The sequence below is a fragment of the Burkholderia metallica genome, assembly GCF_902832845.1.
GTDB lineage: Bacteria > Pseudomonadota > Gammaproteobacteria > Burkholderiales > Burkholderiaceae > Burkholderia > Burkholderia metallica.
On the sequence record NZ_CADFDB010000004.1, the window covers coordinates 244,501 to 265,891 of the forward strand.

Sequence of the window (21,391 nt, forward strand, 5' to 3'; positions counted from 1 at the left end):
CGCGGTCCGCCGGTGTTGTTGTATTTCGTATGGATTGCTTGGGATTACTGGGCGTCGTCGGCCCATGCCTTCGCCGCGCGTACCGCACGCTGCCAGCCCGACATGCAGCGCTCGACCTGTTCCTTCGCCATCGACGGCGCGAAGCGGCGATCGAGCTGCCACTGGCTGCGCACTTCGTCGAGGTTCTTCCAGTAGCCGATCGCGAGGCCCGCGAGGTAGGCCGCGCCGAGCGCGGTCGTCTCGGTGATCTGCGGACGCACCGCGTCGACGCCGAGCAGGTCCGCCTGGAACTGCATCAGCAGGTCGTTCGCGCTCGCGCCGCCGTCCACCCGCAGCTCGCCGATGCTGATGCCCGAATCGGCTTCCATCGCGGCCAGCACGTCGAGCGACTGGTATGCGATCGAATCGAGCGCCGCGCGCGCGAGGTGCGCGGAGGTCGTGCCGCGGGTGACGCCGAACACCGAGCCGCGCGCCCGCGCGTTCCAGTGCGGTGCGCCGAGGCCGGCGAAGGCCGGGACGAGATAGACGCCGTCGGTGTGCGGCACGCTCGCGGCGAGCGCTTCGATTTCGGCGGCCGACTTGATGATGCCGACGCCGTCGCGCAGCCACTGCACGACCGCGCCCGCGATGAAGATGCTGCCTTCCAGCGCGTACTGCACGTTGTCGCCGATCTGCCACGCGATCGTCGTGACGAGGTTGTTCTTCGATTCGATCGGCTTGTCGCCGGTGTTCATCATCAGGAAGCAGCCGGTGCCGTAGGTGTTCTTCACCATGCCGGACTGCGTGCACATCTGGCCGAACAGCGCCGCCTGCTGGTCGCCGGCGATGCCCGCGAGCGGGATCTTCGACGCGAACACGGTGGTCTTCGTGTGGCCGTAGATCTCCGACGACGCCTTTACTTCCGGCAGCATGCTGCGCGGAATGTCGAGCATCTCGAGCAGCTCGCTGTCCCACTCGCGCGTGTGGATGTTGAACAGCATCGTGCGCGATGCGTTCGTCACGTCGGTCACGTGCAGTTCGTGCTTCGTGAAATTCCATACGAGCCAGCTGTCGACGGTGCCGAACGCGAGCTTGCCTTGTTTGGCCTTCTCGCGGGCGCCCGGCACGTTGTCGAGAATCCAGCGGATCTTGGTTCCCGAGAAGTACGAATCGATCGGCAGGCCGGTCTTCGCGCGCACCTTCGCCTCGAAGCCCTGCGCTTTCAGCGAATCGCAGAAGTCGGCCGTGCGGCGATCCTGCCAGACGATCGCGTTGTAGACGGGCTGGCCCGTCTCGCGATCCCACACGATCGTGGTTTCACGCTGGTTGGTGATGCCGATCGCGGCGATCGACGTGCCGTTCAGGCCCGTGCGCGTGACGGCCTCGGCGGCGACGCCGGCTTGCGTCGACCAGATTTCCTGCGGGTCGTGCTCGACCCAGCCGGGTTGCGGGTAGATCTGTTCGAATTCCTTCTGGGCGATCGATACGATATTGCCCTGGCGATCGAACAGCATCGCGCGGGAACTCGTGGTGCCCTGGTCAAGCGCGAGGATGTACTGGTCCTGCATGTCTCTCATCTCCATCCGTGGATCTGGCTTAGTTGTGATGCGCGCCGCATGTGGGCGGCGCGTCGGTGAATCAACGTCGGTCAAGCAACTTCAACTGCATTCGGTTCAGGCGTGCGGCGCGTGCGCGGCGGCGAACCACGCGTCGACCGCGGCCGTCACGGCGTCGAGCGTGCCCGGCGCGACGTGCAGGCCGAGCTTCGAGCGGCGCCACAGCACGTCCTGTGCGCAGGTCGCCCATTCGGCGTCGCGCAGGTAGCGCAGTTCGGCGTCGTGGATGCCCGGCGCGACTTCGGCGCCGAGGTCGGCGAGCGACGTCGCGCCGTCGATCACGCGCTCCACGCGCGTGCCGTACGCACGTGCATAGCGGCGGGCGAGCGCGGCGGGCAGCCACGGATAACGCTTCGCGAACGTATCGGCGAACGCGTCGAACTTTGCGTTCGCGATGTCGCCGCCCGGCAGCGCGACGCCGGCCGTCCAGGTCTTCGCGTCGTGGCCGAGCGCGCGGCACAGCATGTCGCCGGCTTCTTCCGCGAGCTTGCGGAAGGTCGTGATCTTGCCGCCGAACACCGACAGCAGCGGCGCGCCCGCGCCGTCGTCCAGCTCGAGGCGGTAGTCGCGCGTGACGGCCGACGCATTCGCGGCGTTCTCGTCTTCCAGCAGCGGGCGCACGCCCGAGTAGGTCCAGTGCACGTCGGCCGGCGAGATCTTGCGCTTGAAGTAGCGGTTGATCGAATCGCACAGATACTGCGTCTCGTCGCGATCGATCGCGACCTTCGCGGGATCGTTCGTGTATTCGACGTCGGTCGTGCCGATCAGCGTGAAATCGTGTTCGTACGGAATCGCGAAGATGATCCGCTTGTCCGGGTTCTGGAAGATGTACGCGTGATCGTGATCGAACAGGCGGCGCGTGATGATGTGGCTGCCCTTCACGAGCCGCACGCTGTGCTGCGCGCCGCGCCCGAGCGCGCCGTGCAGCACTTCGCCGACCCACGGGCCGGCCGCGTTCGCGATCGCGCGTGCATGCACGACGCGGATCGAACCGTCGGCGTGCTGCAGTCGCGCTTCCCATTCGTCGCCGCGGCGTTCGGCACTGACGAGCTTCGTGCGCGTCAGGATCTCGGCGCCGCGCTCCTTCGCATCCATCGCGTTCAGCACGACGAGGCGCGCATCGTCGACCCAGCCGTCGGAGTACACGAAGCCGCGCTTGATCGAATCGATCAGCGGCGCGCCGGCCGCATGGCGGCGCATGTCGATGCCGCGCGAGCCGGGCAGCAGCTCGCGTTTCGCGAGGTGATCGTAGAGGAACAGGCCGATGCGGATCAGCCAGGCCGGACGCAGGTTCGGCATGTGCGGCATCACGAAGCGCAGCGGCCACATGATGTGCGGCGCCGCGCGCAGCAGCGTCTCGCGCTCCTGCAGCGCCTTGCGCACGAGCCCGAACTCGTTGTACTCGAGGTAGCGCAGCCCGCCGTGAATCAGCTTCGTGCTGGACGACGACGTATGCGACGCGAGATCGTCCTGCTCGCAGAGCATGACCGACAGGCCGCGGCCGGCCGCATCGCGCGCGATGCCCGCGCCGTTGATGCCGCCGCCGACGACGAGCAGATCGTAGCGATTCGGTTGGGTCACCTGCTGTCCTTATCGTCTGGTGGAAATGGGCGAACAGAAAATGTTCGAATTCGAAATTTAACGAACGAAATCGAAAAAGTAAAGTTCGAAAAAGCGGGGCCAGTAGCGCGTCGCACGATCCCGGACGATACTGACGGAATCGACCGTTTCGCGAGGTGAATCATGCGTATTGGGATGTGGGCCGGCGTGTGCGCCGTCCTTCTGGCGGGGTGCAGCGCGGGCATGCCGCCGCTGGCCGGAAACTGGCGGGCGCCGTCGTTCGTCGACCTGCAGACGTCGTGCGGCGGCACCGCGCGCGACTGGGGCGCGGACGCGCAGCCGGTCTATTCGGCGCTGTACGACGCGTACGTGGCGAAACGGTATCGCGGGCTGACCGAAGCGAACTATTGTGCGTTCGTAAACGAACTTTCGACGCACTACGCGGCACCCGACGCGGCGACGCGGGCGGGCTGGATCCAGTATTTCAACGGCGCGCGGGCGCAGGCCATCAGCTGGCGGGCGGCGGTCGATCCGACGCTGCGCGGCGGTTGACGCCGGCCGTGGTGAACGGGCGGGAAAGCGGAAACGACCGCGCGGCCGGAAGCGGCCGCGCGGTCAGGTCAGGAACAGCGGAATTTCACGAATAGCGGTATTTGATGGATCGCAGCGCGGCGTCGCCGGTCTCGGTCACACAGTATTTGCGCCCGGAGCCGAGCCCTTCCAGGCGTACGAGCTGCTGTTCGAGCAGGGTGTCCAGTTCATCCCTGTCCATATCGCGCTGATCAGGCGCGTCCTTCACAAGCAATAGCGTGGCGAATTCATGCGGACTCAGCATCGTTCTCTCCATGGCAATCGGGCTGCCCGCGCGGCCGGCGCAACCGCCGACGCGCGATACCCCACGGGGTATGGCTTGGGGGGAAAAGCTGTATTCGCCGGCCTGCGGTTCGCTCCGCCCTGGCACAGGCGGATCAGGCGAACGGGCCGGGGAACTGGAGTCTAGTCGAGCGCGCGGGCAACGACAAATCGTGCCCCGTTAATTTTCCGTTTGACAGCCGGGCCGCGCGCAAGCGGTTTGCTCGCGCCGCCAACTTCTTGATTTCACTTGAAGTTCGGGTTGCGATGCAGCATCGCAACCGTCATTCCGCAACGTACACCTGAGTGCCGGCGGCCGCCACGGTATCGGCCATCTCGGGCGGCAGCGGCTTGTCGGTGAAGAGCGCGTGCACCTGGCTCAGATGACCCTGGCGTACCAGCGCGGGGCGGCCGACCTTCGAGTGGTCGGCTACGAGATAGACCGTGCGCGCATGCTGCATGATGGCCTCGGCCACGCGCACCTCGCGCGTGTCGAAGTCGCGCAGCGTGCCGTCGGCCTCGATCGCCGACGTGCCGATGATCGCGTAGTCGACCTTGAACTGGCGGATGAAGTCGATCGCGAGTTCGCCGACGATCCCCTTGTCCCACGGCCGCACGATGCCGCCCGTGATCAGCACTTCGCAGTCGGGGTAGCCGCTCATCATCGACGCGACGTTCAGGTTGTTCGTGATCACGTGCAGCCCGTGATGGCGGTTCAGCGCGCGCGCGACTTCCTCGGTGGTCGTGCCGAGGTTGATGAACAGCGACGCCTGATCCGGGATGTGCGACGCCGCGAGCGCCGCGATGCGCCGCTTCTCGTCGTGGAACATCCGCTGGCGCGCGGTGTACGACACGTTCTCCGAGCTGGTCGGCAGGCTCGCGCCGCCATGGTAGCGGCGCAGCAGGTTCAGGTCGGCGAGCCAGTTCACGTCGCGGCGGATCGTCTGCGGCGTCACCGCGAAGTGCGCGGCGAGATCGTCGACGGTCACGAAGCCGTCGCGCTGCACCCATTCGAGCAGTTCCTGCTGGCGCGCGTTGAGGGTGAGGCGGGGATCTCGGGTCATGGCTCGGTGGTCGTGTCGTGAGACGGAGCGGGTATTGTAAGGGCGCAAACCGCGTTCGGCCGGCCTGACCGGCAGCCTCGCGCGCCATTCATGCGGAATTCGCATGGATTCATGTAACAAATGAACTTGTACGATCTCTCCGATCGCGCTGCAATGGCGGATTGCCCGCGCACGCGGTGCGCGCCCGGCACGTTCATTCAGCTTTCGACGAGGTGGAACCGATGACTGGCTTCAACTGGCACAACCCGTATCCGACGACCCGCATTCCGGTATTCGCGCGCAACGTCGTGTCGACGTCGCACCCGCTTGCCGCGCAGGCCGGGCTGCGGATGCTGTGGAAGGGCGGCAACGCGGTCGACGCGGCGCTGGCCGCCGCGGCCGCGATCACGGTCGTCGAGCCCGTGTCGTGCGGGCTCGGCGGCGACGCCTTCGCGCTCGTGTGGGACGGCGAGCGGCTGTCGGGGCTGAACGCGTCGGGCGTGGCGCCGGCCGCATGGAACGTCGACTACTTCCGCAAGCGCCACGGCGACGCGGGCAACGGCATCGCGAACAAGCCGACGCGCGGCTGGGATACCGTCACCGTGCCGGGCGTGATCGCGGGCTGGGAGGCGCTGCATGCGAAGTTCGGTTCGCTGCCGTTCGCGGACCTGCTCGAGCCGGCGATCGAGATCGCGGAACGCGGCTATGCGGTGTCGCCGATCGTCGCGCACAAGTGGGCGGCGGCGGTGCCCGAACTGCAGGGGCTGCCCGGCTTCGCCGACACCTTCATGCCGCGCGGGCGCGCGCCGCAGGTCGGCGAGCGCATGTGCCTGCCGGGCCATGCGCAGACGCTGCGCACGCTCGCGAAGGAGGGCGCGCGCGCGTTTTACGAAGGCGCGCTCGCCGCGCAGATCGCGGCATTCGCGCGCGAAGGCGGCGGCGCGCTGACCGAAGCCGACCTGCGCGCGTACCGGCCGGAATGGGTCGAGCCGATCGGCAGGCGCTTCGGCCGCCATACGATTCACGAGATTCCGCCGAACGGGCAGGGCATCGCCGCACTGATCGCGCTCGGGATCGCCGAGCACGCGGGCGTGACCGACTGGCCCGTCGATTCGGTCGACTCGCAGCATCTGCAGATCGAGGCGATGAAGCTCGCGTTCGCGGACGTCTATCGCTACGTCGCCGATCCGCGCGCGATGGAAGTGACGCCCGGACAGATGCTCGACGATGCGTATCTCGCCGAACGCGCGAAGCTGATCGATCCCGCGCGCGCGACGCACTTCGCGGCCGGCCGGCCGCCTGCGGGCGGCACGATCTATCTGTCGGCCGCCGACGAACGCGGGATGATGGTGAGCTTCATCCAGTCGAACTACATGGGTTTCGGTTCGGGGCTCGTCGTGCCCGGCACGGGCATTGCGCTGCAGAATCGCGGGTACGGCTTCTCGATGGACCCGGCTTCGCCGAACGTCGTCGCGGGCGGCAAGCGGCCGTTCCACACGATCATCCCGTCGTTCGTCACCGAACAGGTGAACGGGCGCACCGAGGCCGTGATGAGCTTCGGCGTGATGGGCGGCGACATGCAGCCGCAGGGCCATCTGCAGACCATCGTGCGGATGCTCGGCTATGGCCAGCAGCCGCAGGCCGCCTGCTGCGCGCCGCGCTGGAAGGTGAATCGCGATTTCACGCTCGACGTCGAGGCGACGATGAATCGTGCGACGGTCGACGCGCTGGCCGCGCGCGGCCATACGATCAAGTCGGTTGACGATTCTTACATGGATTTCGGCTCGGGGCAGTTCGTCTGGCGGCTCGACCACGACGATCCCGAGCGCGGCTACGTGGCCGCGAGCGACAGTCGGCGCGACGGTCTGGCGGCCGGTTTCTGACGGGTTTCCGACCGGTTTTCGATCGGTTGCCGCCGGCTTTCGCCGGCCTGCATTGCACGCTTCGCGGGCGGCCGAACGGCCGCCCGTTTCGTTTGCCGCGGGCCGCGTCGTCGTACGGGCGCAAGCGGTTTGAAGGACTCGTCTAACGAGCGGCAACGGACGTCGCGGAACTGCGCCTGTCGGGTATGGTCAGTGCTTGGGAGCACGAACGGCAAAGTCCGGCTAAGATGCCAGCATGGTTCGGCCGGACCAATCCACTATAAACGCAAGTAAAACGCCGCCAGCGGGTCGGTCGGCGCCTGTGCCGAAGGCATGGGCCGGCCCCCGCGCGACGACTGGGAGCGCACCACCATGGACACGAATACGACGCATGTGATGCCGTGGCGAATCGAGGACATCGACCTGAACCGGATCGATCGTCAGCGTGCCGCCGCGAACGAGGATCTGTTGTTGCTGCTGTGCGCATCGTCGTTCATCGAAAGCGGCTCGGATCTCTACACGAGCAATCTGAGCCAGTTCTTCAACGACGATCCGGAAGTCTCCGCATGGCTGAACAATGCATGGGAGCACGAAGAATTGCAGCACGGGCGCGCGCTGAAGGCGTACATCGCGCACGTGTGGCCGGAGTTCGACTGGGATACGGCCTTCGCGAATTTCTTCGCCGAATATTCGCAGACCTGCAAGGTCGAGGCGTTCGAGAAGACCCGTGCGCTCGAGATGGTCGCGCGCTGCGTCGTCGAGACGGGCACGGCCACGCTCTATCGCGCGATCAACGAATGCTCGGACGAGCCCGTGCTGAAGGAAATCACCGACAACATCCGCACGGACGAAGTGCGTCACTACAAGCACTTCTTCAAGTTCTTCAAGAAGTACAACCAGCTCGAAGGCAACGGCCGGCTCGCGGTGCTCGGCGCGCTCGCACGCCGCGTGATGGAAATCAAGAACGAGGATTCCGAGATCGCGCTGCGCCACGTGTTCGCGATTCGCTATCCGGACCGTATCGGCGACAGCCAGTACAACCGCGAGCGCGCCGCGCGCATCAGCAAGCTCGTGCGGCGCAACCTGTCGGCCGACATGTGCGTGAAGATGCTGCTCAAGCCGCTCGATCTGCCCGCGAAGATCCAGCCGGGCGTCCACTATCCGCTCACGAAGATCACGCGGCACGTGTTCCTGCGCTGAGCGCCGCGGCGCGGCCCGTCGCGCGTATGCTGCGGCATCTTCGTCCGCTTTTCATCGGGGCCACGCCATCATGACCGATACCCATCGCCACGCGCTCGAACAATGGACGTTCGACGCGTGGCCCCCTGCCGTCGTCGCGCTGTTCGACGGCACCGCACTCGAGCGCCATGCCGATATCGCCGCGTCGCTGATCGTCGCGACCGACGACGGCCAGTTGCGCACCACGCTGCTCGGCGTCGGCGAGATCTACGCACACGATGCGCATACGCTGCTGCTGGCGCTCTGGCCGCAGTCGCGCGCGGCGCGCGCAATCGCGCAGCGCCGCACGGCCGCGTTGACGTTCGTCGCCGACGGGGCGTTCTTTCAGGCGCAATTGAAGATGACGCCGCTCGAAGGCGACTTCGGCGGTTTGGCCGGATTCGCTGCGACGATCGCGCACGGCGATGCGCAGCGGGTCGGCTATGCGCGTCTCGCGACGGGTGTCACGTTCACGCTGGAAGGGGAGCGCGCCGCGGTGCTCGCGCGCTGGCAACGCCAGGTCGAGCACCTGCGGCGCGCGGCCGCGCGGCTTCAGTGACCGCGCTGGCCGCTGCGCGACGAACGGTTGCGGTTCGGGTGCGCGGCATTGCCGCTCGCCGGGCGCGCGCCGTTGCCGCTGCCGGCCGGGCGTGCACCGCCGCCGCCGGCGTTACCTTGCGTGCGCGGCTTCGCGGCCTTCTGCGACGCCTTCGGTTGTGCGTTGCCGTCGCGCTTCGCGGCCGGCTGGCCTGAGCCGCCGGCACGCGGCTGGCGGTTGCCGCCGCCACCGCCGCCACCATTGCCACCGCGCGGCTGCTGCCCGCGGCGCTGCTGGATCGGCTCCGGCTTCGCGTTCGGATCGGGTTCGAAGCCCGCGATCACTTCCTGCGGAATTTCGCGCTTGATCAGCCGCTCGATGTCGCGCAGCAGCTGCTTCTCGTCGACGCACACGAGCGACACGGCTTCGCCGGTCGCGCCCGCGCGGCCCGTGCGGCCGATCCGGTGCACGTAGTCTTCCGGCACGTTCGGCAGGTCGAAGTTGACGACGTGCGGCAACTGGTCGATGTCGATCCCGCGTGCGGCGATGTCGGTTGCGACGAGCACCTGCAGCGTGCTGTTCTTGAATTCCGCCAGCGCGCGCGTGCGGGCCGACTGGCTCTTGTTGCCGTGGATCGCCATCGCGCTGATGCCGTCCTTCGTCAGCTGTTCGGCAAGCCGGTTCGCGCCGTGCTTGGTGCGCGTGAACACGAGCACCTGGAACCAGTTGTGCTCGCGGATCAGGTGCGTGAGCAGTTCGCGCTTGCGGTCGCGATCGACCGGGTGGATCTTCTGCGCGACGCTTTCGGCGGTCGTGTTGCGGCGTGCGACTTCGATCAGCGCGGGCGAGTCGAGCAGACTGTCGGCGAGCGCCTTGATCTCGTCGGAGAACGTGGCCGAGAACAGCAGGTTCTGGCGCTGCGGCGGCAGCTTCGCGAGCACGCGCTTGATGTCGTGAATGAAGCCCATGTCGAGCATCCGGTCGGCTTCGTCGAGCACGAGGATGTCGAGATCCGACAGGTCGATGGTCTTCTGCTGCATATGGTCGAGCAGGCGGCCCGGCGTCGCGACGACGATGTCGACGCCGCGCTTGAGCGCATCGATCTGCGGATTGATGCTGACGCCGCCGAACATCACGGTCGAGCGCAGCTTCAGGTACTTGCTGTACGCACGCACGCTTTCCTCGACCTGCGCGGCGAGCTCGCGCGTCGGCGTGAGGATCAGTGCACGCACCGCGCGCTTCGCGCCGCGATGCTCGGCGTAGAACGTGTGCAGGCGCTGCAGGATCGGCAGCGTGAAGCCGGCGGTCTTGCCGGTGCCGGTTTGCGCGCCGGCGAGCAGGTCGCCGCCGCCGAGGACGGCCGGGATCGCCTGCTGCTGGATCGGAGTCGGCGACGTGTAGCCGAGCTCGTTGACCGCCTTGACCAGCGGTTCGGCCAGGCCGAGAGATTCGAAAGACATAGATACCACTCTTGAGTTTTATGATCGGCGACGTCTCGCGCGGCCCGCGCGGGATGCGACATCGCAAAACAGCCAAAAAGCAAAAGGGCGCGGCCGCGGTTTCCCGCAGCCGCGCCCCGTTTGTGTGAGCCGCTTCTTAGTCGAGCGGCGCGGAACGCAGGTCGCTCACCTGTTGCGGCGAGATCGGCGTACCGTTGTTGCCCCACGACATACGGATATACGTGACGACCGCCGCAACCTCCTGGTTCGACAACGACTGTGCGAACGGCGGCATCCCGTACGGACGCGGATTCTTGAACGTGCTCGGCGGATAGCCACCGTTCAGCACCATGCGGATCGGGTTGACTGCCGATTCCATCAGGATCGAATGGTTGCCCGCGAGCGGCGGATAGGCCGGCGGCTTGCCTGCGCCGGTTTCGGCGTGGCAGGTCGCGCAGTTGTCCGCGTAGATCTTCTTGCCCTGGTCGAACAGCGCGTTGCCGAACTGCTTCGACGGCTCGTACTGCATGTTCTTCGGCGCTTCAGCCTTCTGCGGGATCGACTTCAGGTACGTCGACATCGCGCGCGTATCTTCGTCGGTCATGTACTGCAGGCTGTTGTGCACGACGTCCGCCATCGGGCCGAACACCGCGCCCTTGTTCGACACGCCGGCTTGCAGCAGGTCGGACAGCTCCTGCACGTGCCAGTCGCCGAGGCCGAGTTCCTTGTCGTTCGTCAGCGACGGCGCATACCAGTTCTGCAGCGGGATCAGGCCGCCCGCGAAGGCCGCCGAGCTCACCGGGCCGCCCATCATGTTGATCGACGTGTGGCACATCGAGCAGTGGCCGAGACCTTCGACGAGGTACGCGCCGCGGTTCCATTCGACCGACTTGGTCGGATCCGGCTTGTATTCGCCTTCCTTGAAGAACAGCGTACGCCAGCCGATCAGCAGGTTGCGGTTGTTGAACGGGAACTTCAGTTCGTGCGGACGGCTCGGCACCGACACCGGCGCGACCGAGCGCAGGTACGCGTAGATCGCGTCCGAATCCGCGCGCGTGACCTTCGTGTAGCTCGCGAACGGGAAGCCCGGGTACAGCAGGCTGCCGTCCTTCGAACGGCCGGTGTGCATCGCGCGGTAGAAGTCGTCCGACGTCCACTTGCCGATGCCGTCCTTGTCGTCCGGCGTGATGTTCGGCGTGTACATCGTGCCGAACGGCGTCGCCATCGGCAGGCCGCCCGCGAACGACTTGCCGCCGCGCACGGTGTGGCACGCGATACAGTCGCCGACGCGCGCGAGGTATTCGCCCTTCTTGATCAGCGCGGCCTGGTCGGCCGGCGTGGCCGCGACGGCGGAAGCGCCGTGCAGCGTGTCGTTGCCCGGCCACAGGACCGGCACGAGGGCGGCTGCCGCGACGATCGCGACGGCCGAGAGTGCAAACAGGGACTTGCGTTTCATTGTGTCTGTCTCCCTTGCCTTATTGCGGTTCGCTGCCGCAGGCGAGCGGAGTCTTCATCGAACGCGCCGGAGCCGGCACGGGGTTGGCGGGCGCCGGTTGCGCGGCGAGCCATGCGGTCACGGCCGTCACGTCTTCGTCGGACAGCTTCGACGCGATGTCGTGCATGCAATCGGGTGCCTTCGCATGGCGGTTGCCCGAGCGCCACGCGCCGAGCTGCGCGCTCAGGTAATCGGCGTGCAGGCCGACGAGGCCCGGGATCGCCGGCTGCATGCCGGTCAGCCCTGCGCCGTGGCAGGCCACGCAGGCCGGCAGCTTGCGGGACGGGTCGCCCTGCGTGACGAGCTGCTTGCCGCGTGCGAGCGTCGCGGCCGGCAGCGACGGCTTCGCCGGCGTCGGGTACGGCGGACGTTCGGCCGAGAAGTGCTCGGCGATTTCGCGCAGGTAGTCGTCGTTCAGGTACGTCAGCAGGTAGTTCATCGGCGGGTACTTGCGCCGGCCGTCACGGAAGTTGACGAGCTGGTTGTACAGGTACTCGGCCGGCTTGCCGGCCAGACGCGGGAAGTAGTCGTTGTCCGTGCCCTGGCCGTGGACGCCGTGGCATGCGGTACAGCCGCGCACGCGCTCGGCCATGGTATCGGGTGCCTTGAGCGGCGCCTGCTGGGCGTGCGCTTGCTCCGTGGGCTTGGTCTGCGCTTGGGCAGCGCTCATAAGGCCCGCGCCGCCGATCATCAGAACGGCGAGCAGCGGACGGAAGAGGCGTCTTGAAGACACACGAGACTCCATGTTTATTCGTCGGGGACCTTGTCCGGGCTACGATCGGCTCGGCGCATGGACGGCAGGACAGCCGGGCTGCTGCGACGCGGCATTCTATCATCGATGGGTAATGACGGCTATTTGACGAAAGGTCACCGGTTCCTGTCTGTTTGCGACTTGCGACAATTTGACGCGCATTGCGACGGCCCCGTGTGAACCGGCGTGCGTTTACACCATCGAAGACCTACACTCGCGGGTCGCGCGGCGCCGCCTCCGCCGCAGATCCAGTCATTTCTCCCGTTTCCGGATTCATCGATGACGTTTTCTACCGTGCCGTTGCCTGACTCATGCCGTCCGTCCCGTTGCCGCCGCACTGCCGGCCTGCCGCTTGCGGGAGGATGCGCGCGATGAAGTTCGACAGCTTGTGGATCGGTCAGGTCGCGCTCGCGGCGCTGATGGACGCCGCGTTCGCGATGGCGGTCGGCTCGGTGCTGCTCAAGGCGTGGCTCGGCAAGGACGGCGCGCGGCCGGTCGTCGCGCCGTCGCACCCCGCATGGCTGCGCGCGCAACATTCGCTGGTCGCGGCGGCGCTGGCGCTGGTGCTCGCGGATCTCGGCTGGCTCGTCTACGAGGCCGCGACGATGAGCGGGGCAGGGCTCGGCGGCGCGTTCGCCGCGATTCCCGTCATGCTGACGCAGACGCATGCGGGCTTCGCATGGAGCGTCGCGTTCGCCGGCGCCGTGGTGCTCGCGATCGTCGCGCTCGCGAAGCCGGAGGGTCCGGTGGCACACGCGGTGCTGTGGCTCGCGGTGATCGTGGTCGCCGCCGGCAAGGCGTCGCTCGGCCATGCGGCCGACACCGGCGCGCTGTCCGCGGCGGTCGGCGTGCAGACGCTGCACCTGCTCGCCACCGCAGTGTGGGGCGGCCTCGTGCTCGCGGGCGGGCTCGCGGTGCTGCCGGCGCTCGGATCGTCGGTCGCGCGCGGCGCGCTGATCCGCCTCGGCCAGCAACTGTCGCGCACGTCGATCGTCGCGGTCGTCTTCATGCTCGGCACCGGCGCGCTCAATGCGATCCGCGGGCTCGGCGGGTCGCTCGCGCCGCTCGACGGCAGCACGTGGGGGCGCGTGTTGCTGCTGAAGCTGCTGCTCGTCGCGCTCGCGCTCGTGCTCGGCGGCCTGAACCGCTTCGCGGCGCTGCCGCGCCTGCGCCGCACCGCGTCGACCGAGGATGCGTATACGTTCCGCAACATCCTGCATCTCGAAGCGCTGACGATGATCGGCGTGTTCGTCGCGGCGGCCGTGCTGTCGTTCAGCGTGCCGGGGTTCGCGGCCCTCGGCTGACGGCCGGTCGCGCCGCGACGTCGGCGTTGCGCCGCGTCGCATCACGTCGCGCGCCCGGCGTGGGCCGGGTACCGCAGCGCATGCAAAAACGGCTGCCCGTCGGGCAGCCGTGGTCGATTCGATTCCTGGCGCGACGCGCGTCGCGCTCACCACTCGGCGACGCTGCCGTCCGCGTGGCGCCATACCGGGTTGCGCCAGCGGTGCCCCGTCTTCGCCATCTCGCGCACCTTCTCCTCGTTCACGTCGATGCCGAGCCCCGGGCCCTGCGGGATCGCGACGAAGCCGTCCTCGTAGCGGAACACCTCGGGGTTGCGCAGGTAGTCGAGCAGGTCGTTGCCCTGGTTGTAGTGGATGCCGAGGCTCTGCTCCTGGATGAACGCGTTGTAGCTGACCGCATCGAGCTGCAGGCACGCGGCGAGCGCGATCGGCCCTAGCGGGCAGTGCAGCGCGAGCGCGACGTCGTAGCTTTCCGCGAGCGTCGCGATCTTGCGGCATTCGGTGATGCCGCCCGCGTGCGACGCATCGGGCTGGATGATGTCGACGTAGCCGCCCGCGAGGATGTGCTTGAAGTCCCAGCGCGAGTACAGCCGCTCGCCGAGGGCGATCGGCGTGTTCGTCTGGTTGACGATGTCGCGCAGCGCTTCGGCGTTCTCCGACAGCACCGGCTCCTCGATGAACATCAGCTTGTACGGGTCGAGCTCTTTCGCGAGCACCTTCGCCATCGGCTTGTGCACGCGGCCGTGGAAGTCGACGCCGATCCCGACGTGCGGGCCGACCGCGTCGCGCACGGCCGCGACGTTCGCGATCACCTGCTCGACCTTGTCGTAGGTGTCGACGATCTGCAGCTCCTCGGAGCCGTTCATCTTCACGGCCTTGAAGCCGCGCTCGACCACCGCGCGCGCGTTGTTCGCGACGTCGCTCGGCCGGTCGCCGCCGATCCACGAATACACCTTGATGCGATCGCGCACCTGGCCGCCGAGCAGCGCGTGCACGGGCACGCCGTGATGCTTGCCCTTGATGTCCCACAGCGCCTGGTCGACGCCCGCGATCGCGCTCATCATGATCGGGCCGCCGCGGTAGAAGCCCGCGCGGTACATGACCTGCCAGTGATCCTCGATCAGCAGCGGATCGCGGCCGACGAGGTAGTCGGCCAGCTCCTGCACGGCGGCCTCGACCGTGTGCGCGCGGCCTTCGACGACCGGCTCGCCCCAGCCGACGATGCCTTCGTCGGTTTCGATCTTGAGGAACAGCCAGCGCGGCGGGACGACGAAGGTTTCGAGGCGGGTGATTTTCACGATGCGGGTCTCCAGGGTTGACCGGCGCGGGCAATCGGGCGCGCCGCGCGGTCGCGTGCTTTCACGGTTATCCTAGCGCAGCCCGAAGAAAAATAGTATTAATAGCATTATTGTGCAGATAGTGGGCAGCCGGCCCGCCCGGGCACCGGCATAACGGAGAACGATCATTCGACGCGACCTGCATGGACAGACGGCCTTCCGGCTCGCCACGGCGATCCTGCGCGGCGACTACCCGCCCGAGTCGCTGCTGCCGAGGGAGCCCGACCTGATGGAGATGTACGGCGTGAGCCGCACGGTGATGCGCGAGGCGCTGCGTACGCTCACGTCGAAGGGGCTCGTCGAATCGCGGCCGAAGATCGGCACGCGCGTGCGGCCGCGCGGCGTGTGGAACCTGCTCGACGCCGACCTGCTCGACTGGTACGCGCGCGTCGCGCCGCCGCTCGCGTTCGCGCTGAAGCTGCAGGAGATGCGCGAGATGGTCGAGCCGTATGCGGCCGCGCTGGCCGCGCGCATGCATACGCCGGAAATGTTCGACGCGATCGAAGGCGCGGCGCGCGCGATGGCCGCCGCACGCAACGTCGACGAATGGGTGCGCGCCGACCTGCGTTTTCACCTGAGCGTGCTCGAGGCCGGCGGCAACGAGCTGCTGGTGCCGCTCGGCGCGCTGATCGATCGCACGCTCGAGGCGCAACTGCACTTGAACGCGCGCCGCGCGGACGTGTACAACGCATCGCTCGCCGAGCACACGGCCGTCAGCGATGCGATCCGCATGCGTGACGAGGACGGTGCGCGCCGCGCGATGGCGGCGCTGCTCGCGGTGACGCGCGCGCGGATCGAGATGTCCTGACGCGCGCCGGCGCGTGTGGGTGGGCGGCGCGGCGCCGGACATTGCGTGCGGTGCACGTGCGCGCTACTGTACCCGCATGGATCGGCCCGGCCAACGGTATCCCGCCGGGGTGCCGTCGACGCGCACGGGCCGCACGGGAGACGACCATGCTTTATCGCGGAAGCTGCCATTGCGGCGACGTGAAGTTCGAGGCGGAAGGCGACCTGCAGCGCGTGATGGCGTGCAACTGCTCGATCTGCCAGCGCAAGGGCGCGCTGATGTGGTTCGTGCCGCGCGACCACATGACGCTCCTCACGCCCGACGACAATCTCGCCACCTACATGTTCAACAAGCACGTGATCAAGCACCGCTTCTGCAAGCGCTGCGGGATTCATGCGTTCGGCGAAGGCGTCGATCAGCACGGCAACGCGATGGCCGCGATCAATGTGCGCTGCCTGGAAGGTGTCGATCTCGACGCGCTGCCGGTCACGCACTACGACGGTCGCTCGCACTGAGCGGCGCGTTCGCGCATGACCGCTCGCGCGGCCGTCAGGACGGTTGCGCGGCAGCGGCACCCGTCGCGGGCATTTCCGCCTGCGGGGCGGGGCCCGCGGTGCGCGCGCCGGCCGGGCGTTCGACCAGCGGCGCGAGCGCCGGCGCCATCGATTTCAGCAACTGCACGGCCATCGCGCTCGTGAAGTCGTAGCGCGCCGCGTACGGCTCGTGCGCAGTGGCCGTCAGGACCCCGAAGAACCGGTCGCCGAGCACGAACACGAACGTGCCGCTGCGGTTCACCTTGCGCGACTCGATCAGCCGCGCGCCGCGCGCATAGACGTTGAAGCGCTGGTCGCCCGTCCCCGTCTTGCCGTACACGTCGAGCGTCTTGCCGTCGGGCAGCGTGAAGCCGCCCGCGAGGCGGCGCGCGGTGCCGTTGAGCACGACGTCGCGCAGCAGCGTGTGCGCGACGTTGACGATTTCGGGCGGCAGCATCGGCTGCGGCTGCGCGGCCGCGCGCACGAAGTGCGTCTCGTACGGCGTGCCCGTCGCGAAGTCGAGCCGCGTGATCGTCTCGGTCGGCGCTTTCCGGCCGCCGTTCGCGATCAGGCCGATCAGTTTCGCGAGCGCGTCGGGCTGGTCGCCCGATGCGCCGATCGCGGCCGCGTACGACGGTGTGACTTCCGCGAACGGGTAGCCGAGCGCGCGCCACGATTTCGTGATTTCCGCGTACGCGCGCAGCTCGACCATGCGGCGGATGCGGCGGTCCTGGGTCGCGTGGTAGCGCGTCTTGTACAGCCACGAGTACGTGTAGAAACGCGCATCGCGGCTGTCGCGCTGGACGTCCGCGAGCGATGCCGCCGGGTGCGCGCGCAGGTAGTTGAGCGTCCACAGCGCGAGTGGATGCACGCTCGCGATATAGCCACGGTCGTTGAGGTTGAAGCGATCGATCGCGTACTTCGCGTAGAGCTTCGCGAGATCGTCGTCGGACAGCGTCGCGGCCGGCGTGCCCTTCAGCTGCGCGCGCATCTGCGCGTCGAACCACGCGAGCGATTCGTTCGGCGCGACGCTGCGCAGCACGGTCGCGATCTTCGGCGGCGACTTGCGCACGTCCTTCAGCATCAGCGCGAGCGCGTCGTCGGGCGCCTTGCCCGCATAGCGCGTGTAGTAGCGCTTCACGTAGACCTGGCTTTCGCCGTCGACGAACTGCTGCAGGTAATGCTGGCGCTGCGCGGGATCGCCGAGCCACGACGACGACGGGCCGGCCGCCTGCAGCGTCTCGTAGTGGACGATGTCGCGCATCAGCCGCACGAACACGAGGTTGACCGAATGCTCGAACGCCGTATGCAGCGTCATGATGCGGCCGTTGTCCGACTTCTCGAAATTCGAGAACACCTGCGCGCCGCCGCCCGTGTAGAACACGTCGGGGCTCGCCGAATACTTGCGTTCGACGGCCGCGTCGAGCATCGCCTGCAGCGAGCGGTCGCGCGTGTGCACGAGGTAGTCGAGCGCCCAGCGCGACAGCCCGTCGATCGGGTCGGGCTTCACACGGGCCAGCTCCGCGTTCGACAGGTTTGCATAGCGCGCATGCAGGTCGGACACGATCTGCAGGTAGGTGATCAGCGTGCGCAGTTTCGCGGTCGAGCCGAGGTTGATGCGGCCGCCGCGATTCACGTCGAACGGCTGGTTCACGCTGTCGGTCTGCACGCGCAGCAGGTTCGCGCCGTTGAGGCGTTCGTACAGCGTGAAGCTGTACGTGAGGTGCGACGGATCGTCCTTCGGTGCGAGCATTTCGAATCCGTACAGGCCGGCTGCCTGCGCGCCGTCGCGCGTCGACGCCCGCGCGAGCCGTTCGGCGACCGCCTGCTGCACGCCGTTGTCGAGCGTGCTGGTCGCCTGCAGGTCCAGCTGGTCGAGCTGATACAGGTCGCTGATCCCGAGCGCCGACAGCAGCGACGCGCGCGCGGACGTCACGGCCTTGCGCGACACGAACGACTGCACGTGCGCGGCGGCCGGCGGCGCGCTGCGTTCGATCTGCGCGGCGAGCGCGGCGTCGCGCAGCGCGGGCGAGATCACGCCGCCGTTGGACAGCAACCGCAGATAGCTGTCGGTCAGCTTCTGCAGCGCCGGATAGCCGCGGTTGAGGAAGTACGACGGCGCGCGCTGCGCAATGATCAGCGACAGCACCTCGCGGAACGTCTTGCCCTGTTCGTCGACGTTGTCGCCGGTCGTCGGCGCGGACAGGATCCGGTTCACGTCGTCGAAGTCGCGGCCGTACCACGCGGCGAGGCCGTCGCCGATGCCGGTGATTTCACCCACGTGCGGCCGCGCGGCGAGCGGCACCGAGTTCAGGTAGTGCATGACGATGGTGCGGCGCGCGGGCATCGTCTGCGGGCCGTTCAGGTACGCGCGCACCGACGCGGACGCGATCTGCCGCAGCTTCTCGGGCGGCGTCGCGGTGCGGCCCTCGGGCGAATGGCGGAATTTCTCGATTTGCGTGGCGAGCGTGCTGCCGCCCGGGCGCGCCTGATGGCGGTTGACGACGTGCAGCGCCTGGTCGGCGACCGCGCGGCTGAAGCGCCCCCAGTCGATCGCCGGGTTGCGGTTCGGCTCGTTCGCGTCGAGCAGGTAGCGATCCTCGATGAACAGCAGCGAATCGACGATCACGCGCGGCACCCGGTCGAAGTCCGCGTAGACGCGCTGCGGGAATACCGTCGAGAAGAGCGGCGCGCCGGTCGAGTCGAACAGCCTCAGCCCCGCCTGGTCCTTCTCGTCGTATGGCAGGAACAGGCCGCGATCGCCGAGCGACAGCATCCGCTGCGAATCGCGCGCCTGCTTGCCGACGACGAAGCCGCGCGCGAGCAGCCGCTCCTGGAACGCCGGCATCATCGCGTAGCCGAGGCGCTCGTCGTACGGGCCGTTCGCGGGGAAGCGGATGTGATCGCTCGGGCCCGTCTCGACCGTGTAGCCGACGTCGCGGGTGAGCTCGGACAGGTAGTGCGCCTGCAGCCGGGATGTTTCGATCTCGGTCTGCACGAGCCGCGCGACGATCGCCACCGCGATCAGCAGCGCGGCAAGCAAAGACCACTTGACCCACGTCCAGACCGATGCGAGCCCGGTCACGCGCGGCAGGATACGATTCAGCGGCCGATTCATGGCGGCGTCTCCCTGAAGGCGCGGGCTCCGGCCGCACCCCATTAAGGATTAGTGTAGTCCTCCGCAGCCGGCTGCCAAGGGCGGTCGACTACCGAGATGCGCCGATGCAACGGGTGTGCCCGCGGCGTGCTGTAACCCGCTCGGCGTTGCGGTGGTGCATACCGTCGCAGCGTAACGTTTGCGCGTGTCGTGCCGGGGCACCCGTATGGCAGGTGTGTCGGCGGGCAGGCCCGAACGGTCGGGCAGGCGGGCAATGCACCGGTTTCGTGCGGGGCGACGCAGCGACAATTGGGATCGGAACCCGACCGTAAAATTGTGTCCGGCGCGCGATGCTGCTGCGGGTTTCCGTGATAGCCGCGCGTGTCGGCCACGGGTACGATCGCCGGATGTGCGGCGCATTTCCGCTTTCGCCGGGAGTCCCATGCCGATCCATCCTGTCGCGCTCGTCTGCACGGCCGTGCTCGGGCTGCTGCTGTTCGGGCTAGGGCTCGTCGTCTCCGTCACGCGTTTCCGGTGCACCACCGGTTCCGGGTGCGCGGCCGACCCGACGAACGGGTTGCACAAGATCGTGCGCGCACACGGCAACACGGCCGAATACGCGCCGTTTCTCGCGGTGCTGTTTCTTTATTTCGGTGCGCACGATTCGTCGCGCACGGTTCTCGCGCTGATCGTCGCGGCGACCGCATGCCGTTGCCTGCTCGTGGTCGGATTGCTCGCGTGGCCGACGATGGCCGATCCGAATCCGGTGCGTTTCGTCGGCGCGCTCGGCACGTATCTGTGCGGTGCAGCGCTGTGTATCGCGTTGTTTGTCTGAACGACCGTACGTGGCGACGTCTCGCGCGCCGCGCCGCTATCGCCACAGCAGCTTCGCGCGATCGAGCCGGCGCACGGCCTCGACGAAGCAGTGAATCAGGTAGTCGCACGCGATCGTATTCAGCGCATCGCGGCGCGTGAGCACGCCGACCGACACGGCCGGAATCGTTTCCTCCACGTCGATCGCGACCATCCGCTCGCGAATCCAGTCGATCTCCATGAAGCCCTTCGGCACGCACGACACGGTGTCGGTGTGCACCGACAGCGAAAACGCCGCGCTGAACGACGTGCATTCGACGATCGGCTGCGGCGCCGGATAGCCGTGCGCGACGAACACGTCCTGCAGCAACCGGCCGATGCTTTCCGGCGACGTGTTGAGGATCCATTGCGCATCCTGCAGCTGCGCGAGCGACGTGCAGTGGCGTAGCGGATTGCTCGCGCGTGTCATCAGGATCAGTTCCGATTCGAGCAGCGGCCGGAACGTGAATTCGGGCGACAGCCGTGTCGCGTCGATGATCGCGATCACGAAGTCGAGCGAGCCGTCGCGCAGGCGCGGCAGCGCCGTGTCGAGAAAACCTTCGCGCACGTCGAGGCGGATCGTCGGCATCCGCTGGCGGAACGCGTCGAGTGCGGCGGGCAGGAAGCCGAGCGACATCAGCGGCGTCAGCGCGCACGCGAGCGCGCCTTCCTTGCCGCCCGACAACTGGATCACGTCGTCGCGCGCGTGCTGCATTTCCGCGAGGATCAGCCGCGCGCGCGCATAGATAGCCTGCCCGAAGCGTGTGAGCTGCGCGCCGCGCGCATTGCGTGTGACGAGCGGCACGCCGAGATCGAGTTCGAGTTCGCGGATCGCCTTCGTCAACGCGGGTTGCGACAGGTGGATCGCGCGCGCGGCCGCGCGCAGGCTGCCGTGTTCGGCGATGGCGGCAAGCGCCCGGAGCTGGTGGTGTTTCACGGCGTGGCGGGGGCGCGGCGGCAGTGGGGACGCTCGTATCCTACACCTCGCCGCCGCATTGAAAGCACGTGATAACCGTGCGTTATCACGATCGAAAAATGTCGCTCCGGGCTGCGTATTTTGGATGCCTAGACTGCATGCGCAGGCCGTCGAACGGGCCGCGCACACGACACGCACAACCAGTACGGAGACAC

At 67.7% G+C, this 21,391-nt stretch carries 18 protein-coding genes; 8 read left to right on the forward strand and 10 right to left on the reverse strand.

Going from position 1 to position 21,391, the window contains the following annotated elements:
• Positions 1-44: 44 nt before the first annotated feature.
• Both glpK and glpD read right to left on the reverse strand, forming a co-directional pair.
• On the reverse strand, positions 45-1,547 hold the full coding sequence (glpK, locus tag HWX08_RS13950; protein WP_069257524.1) for a glycerol kinase GlpK: 1,503 nt from the start codon (positions 1,545-1,547) through the stop codon (positions 45-47).
• A 105-nt stretch (positions 1,548-1,652) separates the two neighbouring features.
• A complete protein-coding gene (gene glpD, locus HWX08_RS13955) occupies positions 1,653-3,176 on the reverse strand; it encodes a glycerol-3-phosphate dehydrogenase (RefSeq protein WP_174921057.1) in 1,524 nt (507 codons plus the stop codon).
• A gap of 162 nt (positions 3,177-3,338) precedes the next feature.
• Between glpD and HWX08_RS13960 the strand changes: the two genes are divergently transcribed.
• Complete coding sequence (locus tag HWX08_RS13960) at positions 3,339-3,707, forward strand: hypothetical protein (RefSeq protein WP_069257522.1); 369 nt, start codon at positions 3,339-3,341, stop codon at positions 3,705-3,707.
• A gap of 85 nt (positions 3,708-3,792) precedes the next feature.
• Here the strand turns inward: HWX08_RS13960 and HWX08_RS13965 are convergent, their stop codons facing one another.
• Both HWX08_RS13965 and HWX08_RS13970 read right to left on the reverse strand, forming a co-directional pair.
• On the reverse strand, positions 3,793-3,990 hold the full coding sequence (locus tag HWX08_RS13965; protein WP_034179421.1) for a hypothetical protein: 198 nt from the start codon (positions 3,988-3,990) through the stop codon (positions 3,793-3,795).
• A gap of 301 nt (positions 3,991-4,291) precedes the next feature.
• On the reverse strand, positions 4,292-5,071 hold the full coding sequence (locus HWX08_RS13970; protein WP_040141834.1) for a DeoR/GlpR family DNA-binding transcription regulator: 780 nt from the start codon (positions 5,069-5,071) through the stop codon (positions 4,292-4,294).
• Between the two features lie 221 nt (positions 5,072-5,292).
• Between HWX08_RS13970 and HWX08_RS13975 the strand changes: the two genes are divergently transcribed.
• The 3 genes from HWX08_RS13975 (at position 5,293) to HWX08_RS13985 (ending at position 8,689) form a co-directional block, all read left to right on the forward strand.
• On the forward strand, positions 5,293-6,933 hold the full coding sequence (locus HWX08_RS13975) for a gamma-glutamyltransferase family protein (RefSeq protein WP_069257521.1): 1,641 nt from the start codon (positions 5,293-5,295) through the stop codon (positions 6,931-6,933).
• A 351-nt stretch (positions 6,934-7,284) separates the two neighbouring features.
• Positions 7,285-8,112, forward strand: a complete 828-nt coding sequence (locus HWX08_RS13980; RefSeq protein ID WP_069258064.1) for a ferritin-like domain-containing protein — start codon at positions 7,285-7,287, stop codon at positions 8,110-8,112.
• Between the two features lie 70 nt (positions 8,113-8,182).
• Positions 8,183-8,689 carry a hypothetical protein gene (locus HWX08_RS13985; protein ID WP_174921058.1) on the forward strand — a complete coding sequence of 169 codons (507 nt, stop codon included), beginning with the start codon at positions 8,183-8,185 and terminating at the stop codon, positions 8,687-8,689.
• Here the strand turns inward: HWX08_RS13985 and HWX08_RS13990 are convergent.
• From HWX08_RS13990 to HWX08_RS14000, 3 genes are all read right to left on the reverse strand, one after another.
• Positions 8,683-10,128 carry a DEAD/DEAH box helicase gene (locus HWX08_RS13990; RefSeq protein WP_174921059.1) on the reverse strand — a complete coding sequence of 482 codons (1,446 nt, stop codon included), beginning with the start codon at positions 10,126-10,128 and terminating at the stop codon, positions 8,683-8,685. The two genes, HWX08_RS13985 and HWX08_RS13990, sit on opposite strands and share 7 nt — an antisense overlap.
• A 136-nt stretch (positions 10,129-10,264) precedes the next feature.
• The gene (locus HWX08_RS13995; protein WP_069257518.1) at positions 10,265-11,563 is read right to left on the reverse strand and encodes a c-type cytochrome; all 1,299 of its coding nucleotides are present in this window, start codon (positions 11,561-11,563) and stop codon (positions 10,265-10,267) included.
• Between the two features lie 19 nt (positions 11,564-11,582).
• The gene (locus tag HWX08_RS14000) at positions 11,583-12,347 is read right to left on the reverse strand and encodes a c-type cytochrome (protein WP_069257517.1); all 765 of its coding nucleotides are present in this window, start codon (positions 12,345-12,347) and stop codon (positions 11,583-11,585) included.
• Positions 12,348-12,724: 377 nt separating this feature from the next.
• On the opposite strand from HWX08_RS14000, the gene HWX08_RS14005 reads away from it, so the two are divergent.
• Positions 12,725-13,657 carry a CopD family protein gene (locus HWX08_RS14005; RefSeq protein ID WP_107309967.1) on the forward strand — a complete coding sequence of 311 codons (933 nt, stop codon included), beginning with the start codon at positions 12,725-12,727 and terminating at the stop codon, positions 13,655-13,657.
• Positions 13,658-13,803: 146 nt separating this feature from the next.
• Here HWX08_RS14005 and dgoD read toward each other — a convergent pair whose 3' ends face one another.
• On the reverse strand, positions 13,804-14,952 hold the full coding sequence (gene dgoD / locus HWX08_RS14010; RefSeq protein WP_021160175.1) for a galactonate dehydratase: 1,149 nt from the start codon (positions 14,950-14,952) through the stop codon (positions 13,804-13,806).
• 163 nt (positions 14,953-15,115) lie between these two features.
• Between dgoD and HWX08_RS14015 the strand changes: the two genes are divergently transcribed.
• On the forward strand, positions 15,116-15,799 hold the full coding sequence (locus HWX08_RS14015) for a FadR/GntR family transcriptional regulator (protein WP_076605922.1): 684 nt from the start codon (positions 15,116-15,118) through the stop codon (positions 15,797-15,799).
• A gap of 146 nt (positions 15,800-15,945) precedes the next feature.
• Entirely contained in the window at positions 15,946-16,293 is a 348-nt protein-coding gene (locus tag HWX08_RS14020) for a GFA family protein (RefSeq protein WP_107309962.1), read from the forward strand.
• Positions 16,294-16,327: 34 nt separating this feature from the next.
• On the opposite strand, the gene HWX08_RS14025 is transcribed toward HWX08_RS14020, so the two are convergent.
• Positions 16,328-19,429 carry a transglycosylase domain-containing protein gene (locus tag HWX08_RS14025; protein WP_174921060.1) on the reverse strand — a complete coding sequence of 1,034 codons (3,102 nt, stop codon included), beginning with the start codon at positions 19,427-19,429 and terminating at the stop codon, positions 16,328-16,330.
• Positions 19,430-19,850: 421 nt separating this feature from the next.
• Here HWX08_RS14025 and HWX08_RS14030 point away from each other — a divergent pair, with 421 nt between their 5' ends.
• Positions 19,851-20,243, forward strand: coding sequence for an MAPEG family protein (locus tag HWX08_RS14030; RefSeq protein ID WP_174921061.1), 393 nt, complete (start codon positions 19,851-19,853; stop codon positions 20,241-20,243).
• Positions 20,244-20,279: 36 nt separating this feature from the next.
• On the opposite strand, the gene HWX08_RS14035 is transcribed toward HWX08_RS14030, so the two are convergent.
• Positions 20,280-21,197, reverse strand: coding sequence for a LysR substrate-binding domain-containing protein (locus HWX08_RS14035; RefSeq protein ID WP_107309959.1), 918 nt, complete (start codon positions 21,195-21,197; stop codon positions 20,280-20,282).
• Between the last annotated feature and the right edge of the window lie 194 nt (positions 21,198-21,391).